Raw genomic sequence first — 4306 nt, 5'->3', positions numbered from 1 at the left:
GGCCTGCTGCTGCGCCCCATTGGTCACACGATCTACGCGATGCCGCCCTATGTGCTGGATGCCGAAGCCGTGCAATGGCTGGCCCACGGCGCGCTGGCTGCACTCGAAGCCACCTTGGCGGAAGAAACGTGTTGAGCGCAGCGCCCGGCGTGGCGGCGCACATGACTTCCTGTTTCGTCACCGGCACCGACACCGGCGTCGGCAAAACCCTGGTGTCAGCCGCGCTGCTGCACGCACTGGCGCTGCGCCACCCGCGCGTGGTCGGCATGAAACCAGTGGCCGCGGGGGTGGTTCGTGCGGGCACCTCCTGGGCCAATGAAGACGTGCTGGCACTGCGCGCGGCCTCCTCCCTCGCGGTGCCGCCCGAACTGGACAACCCCTTTCTGCTGCCCGAGCCGCTGTCCCCCCACATCGCGGCCAAGCGCGCGGGCGTGCGCATCAGCATCGACCATCTCGTGGCCTGCTACCGCGAACTCGCGCGCCTGGCCGATGCGGTGGTGGTGGAAGGCGCGGGCGGCTTTCATGTGCCCCTGTCGGACAGCACCACCGGCGCCGACCTGGCACAGGCGCTGGCACTGCCGGTGGTGCTGGTCGTGGGACTGCGCCTGGGTTGCCTGAACCACGCCTTGTTGACCTTGGAGGCCATCCGCGCGCGTGGCCTCCCGCTGGCGGGCTGGGTAGCCAACCGCCTGGACCCCGCGATGCAGGCCCAGGAAGACAACATCGCCTGGCTGCAGCGCCAGCTCGGCGCGCCGCTGCTGGCGGACATCGCCTATCAGGAAGCGCCGGACCCGCGCACCATCACCATCCATCTGCCTTGCCCATGACCACCCCCTCTTCCTGGATTGACGAATTTCCAGCCCGCATCGCCGAGCTCGACCATGCCCACCTGCGCCGACGCCGCCGCGTGGTGCTGCCCGACGGCGGGGCCCGCCTGCGCGTCGATGGCCAATCGGTGCTGGCCTTTTGCAGCAACGACTACCTCGGGCTGGCGGGCCATCCCGAACTGATAGCCGCCGCCTGCGCTGGCGCGCGCGAATTCGGCGTCGGGTCGGGCGCGTCGCCCCTGGTGAGTGGCCACAGCGCGGCCAACGAGGCCCTGGAGCAGGAACTGGCGGCCTTTGTCCAGATGCCGCGTGCCCTGTACTTTTATGCCGGTTACGCTACCAATATCGGCATCGTGCCCGCCCTGGTGGGTGAGGGCGACGCCGTGTTCTCCGACGCGCTCAACCACGCCTGCCTGATCGACGGCGCACGGCTGTCGCGGGCGCACATCCACCGCTATGCCCACGGCGACCTGGCCGCCCTGGCGGCGGCGCTGGCGCAAAGCCCGGCGCGGCGCAAACTGGTGATGAGCGACGCCGTGTTCAGCATGGATGGCGACATCGCCGACATCCCCGCGCTGCTGGCGCTGTGCGAGCGGTTTGACGCGCTGCTGCTGCTGGACGACGCCCATGGCTTTGGCGTGCTCGGGCCACAAGGCCGCGGCAGCCTGGCGCATTTCGGCCTGAGCGGGGCCAGCGCCTCGCGCCGCGTGCTCTACATGGCCACGCTGGGCAAGGCCGCCGGCGTGGCCGGTGCCTTTGTCGCCGGCGAAGATGCGCTGGTCGAATGGCTGCTGCAAAAAACCCGCAGTTACATCTTTGCCACCGCCGCGCCGCCCTTGCTGGCCCATACCCTGCGCACCAGTCTGCGCCTGATCGAAAGCGAGGCGTGGCGCCGCGACCACCTGACCCGACTCATCGCGCGCCTGCGTGAAAGCCTGGGTTTGATTCTGCGCGGCACCGCCTGGCAGCTGGGCGACTCCCGCACCGCCATCCAGGCGCTGCTGATCGGACCCAACGACCAGGCCATGGCCGTGATGGAGGGCCTGCGCGAACGCGGCCTGTGGGTGCCGGCGATCCGCCCGCCCACCGTGCCCCAAGGCACGGCCCGGCTACGCATTGCCCTGTCGGCCGCCCATAGCGACGCCGATATCGACCGCCTAGTGCAGGCGCTGGCTGAGCTGCTACCCAACACCCGGCCGACCAGCGCGCCCCGCCATCCTGAACCCGTGATCTAATTCCTCTTTTTCCGCCTTGGCGGACTGACCTGGAAAAGTCTTACACCATGTTCCGAACCCTGCTGAAATCCAAGATCCACCGCGTCACCGTGACCGACTGCGAGCTGCATTACGAAGGCTCCTGCGCCATTGACGAAGACCTGTTGGACGCCGCCAATCTGAGCGAGAACGAACAGATCCACATCTGGAACATCAACAACGGTGAACGCTTTGTGACCTACGCCATTCGCGGCCAGCGCGGTAGCGGCATCATCTCGGTCAACGGTTCAGCCGCCCGGCGCGCGGCGGTGGGTGACCTGATCATCATCGCGGCCTTCGCCCAGGTGCATGAAGACCAGGTGCCCGGCTTTCAGCCCCAACTGGTGTTTGTCGATGCCAACAACCGCATCCAGGCGCTTCGTTCCCACATCCCGGTGCAAGCCGCGAGCCAAGCATAAGGATTTCCCATGAACGTCCCTATCGAGTCCACCAGCGCCACGCCCTACGGCACCCTGCCCGCCAGCGCCGCCCCGGCACTGCGCAAACCCATCAGCCTGCCACGCCTGCTGGAGATGCACGCACGCGGCGAGAAGATCAGCATGCTCACCGCCTACGACGCCACCTTTGCCGCCGTCGCCGACGCCGCCGGCGTGGAGTGCATTCTGGTCGGCGATTCGCTGGGTATGGTGTGCCAGGGCCTGAGCAGCACGGTGGGCGTCACGCTGGAGACCATGCGTTACCACGTCGAGAGCGTCGCGCGCGGCCTGCGCCGCGCGCAAGCCACCGCCTGGCTGATTGGCGATTTGCCGTTTGGCGCCTACCATGAATCAAAAGAACAGGCCTTGCGCAGCGCCGCCGTGCTGATGCAGGCCGGTGCCCACATGGTCAAGCTGGAAGGCGGCGGCTGGACGACTGACACCGTGCGCTTTTTGGTGGAACGCGGCATCCCGGTATGCGCTCACCTGGGTCTGACGCCACAAACCGTGCACGCCCTGGGCGGCTACCGGGTGCAGGGCAAGACGCAAGAGTCGGCCGCCACCCTGAAGCGCGAGGCCCACGCCCTGCAGGACGCGGGCGCCGCGCTGCTGGTGCTGGAGATGGTGCCTGCCGCGCTGTCCGCCGAACTCACGACCGAGTTGCTGCATTGCCCGACCATCGGCATTGGCGCCGGCCAGGGCACGGCCGGCCAGGTGCTGGTGCTGCACGACATGCTGGGCATGAACCTGGGCAAGATGCCCAAGTTCGTGCGCAACTTCATGACCGGTGCGCCAGGCGTGCGCGAAGCGATGCACGCCTTTGTGGCCGCCGTGAAAGACGGCACTTTTCCCGACAACAGCCAACACGCCTGGTAACCTCTTCAATTGAGGACAGAGCTTAGCTACGTTACGGTCTGTCCCGCAAAGTACTATGAAAATCGTCCACACCATCACCGAGCTGCGCGAGCATCTGGCGCAATTCAAGCACCCCGCTTTTGTGCCCACCATGGGCAACCTGCATGACGGCCATCTGGCGCTGATTCGCCAAGCCAAACCGCTGGGCGACGTCACGGTGGCCAGCATCTTCGTCAACCGCCTGCAGTTCCTGCCGCATGAAGACTTTGACACCTATCCGCGCACCTGGGGCTCGGATTGCGAAAAGCTGCAAACCGCCGGCTGTGACCTGCTGTTTGCTCCCAACGAGAAAGAGCTCTACCCAGAGCCCCAGAGCTACAAGGTGCATCCGCCATCCGAATTGGCCGACATCCTGGAAGGCCACTTTCGCCCCGGCTTTTTCGTCGGTGTCAGCACTGTGGTGATGAAGCTGTTTGCCTGCGTGTTCTCCGAGGCGCAAGGCCGGCGCGTGGCCGTGTTCGGCAAGAAGGACTACCAGCAACTGATGATCATCCGCAATATGGTGCGGCAATTTGCCCTGCCGATCGAGATTGTGGCGGGAGACACCACACGCGCGCCGGACGGCCTGGCGCTATCCTCGCGCAACGGCTACCTTAGCGAGAGCGAACGCACGGAGGCGGTGCAGTTGTCACTGACGCTCAAGGCCATGGCCACGGCTTTGAAGGCGGGCGCGACCGACATAGCAGCGCTCGAAGCCCAGGCCATGAAAACGCTGACGGCACGCGGCTGGACGCCCGACTACATCGTGGCACGGCACCGCAGCGATTTGCAAGCGCCACAACCCGGTGATCTGTCAGGTACCGTAGCGGCCGAAGCGCTGGTCGTGCTGGGTGCGGCGAAATTGGGTGCCACACGCCTGATCGATAACCTCGAA

At 66.4% G+C, this 4306-nt stretch carries 5 protein-coding genes; all 5 read left to right on the top strand.

The annotated features are described in order from the left end of the window. The first annotated feature begins 161 nt into the window (after positions 1-161). Positions 162-827 carry a dethiobiotin synthase gene (gene bioD, locus B3V69_RS14930; protein WP_296447803.1) on the top strand — a complete coding sequence of 222 codons (666 nt, stop codon included), beginning with the start codon at positions 162-164 and terminating at the stop codon, positions 825-827. Next, positions 824-2062 (top strand): 8-amino-7-oxononanoate synthase, encoded by a 1239-nt coding sequence (gene bioF / locus B3V69_RS14925; RefSeq protein WP_296447802.1) that lies wholly within the window; start codon positions 824-826, stop codon positions 2060-2062. The genes bioD and bioF overlap by 4 nt, the downstream gene beginning before the upstream one ends. Positions 2063-2109: 47 nt before the next feature. Further along, a complete protein-coding gene (gene panD, locus B3V69_RS14920; RefSeq protein ID WP_296447801.1) occupies positions 2110-2499 on the top strand; it encodes an aspartate 1-decarboxylase in 390 nt (129 codons plus the stop codon). A 9-nt stretch (positions 2500-2508) separates the two neighbouring features. Continuing rightward, positions 2509-3393, top strand: a complete 885-nt coding sequence (panB, locus tag B3V69_RS14915; protein ID WP_296447800.1) for a 3-methyl-2-oxobutanoate hydroxymethyltransferase — start codon at positions 2509-2511, stop codon at positions 3391-3393. Between the two features lie 55 nt (positions 3394-3448). Continuing rightward, on the top strand, positions 3449-4306 hold an 858-nt coding region (panC, locus tag B3V69_RS14910), incomplete at its 3' end, for a pantoate--beta-alanine ligase (protein ID WP_296447799.1).

The organism is Rhodoferax sp. UBA5149, assembly GCF_002413825.1.
In the GTDB taxonomy this organism is placed as follows: domain Bacteria; phylum Pseudomonadota; class Gammaproteobacteria; order Burkholderiales; family Burkholderiaceae_C; genus Rhodoferax.
The sequence above is the reverse complement of the archived record's forward strand: the minus strand, read 5'-3'. Positions and strand labels throughout refer to the sequence as shown.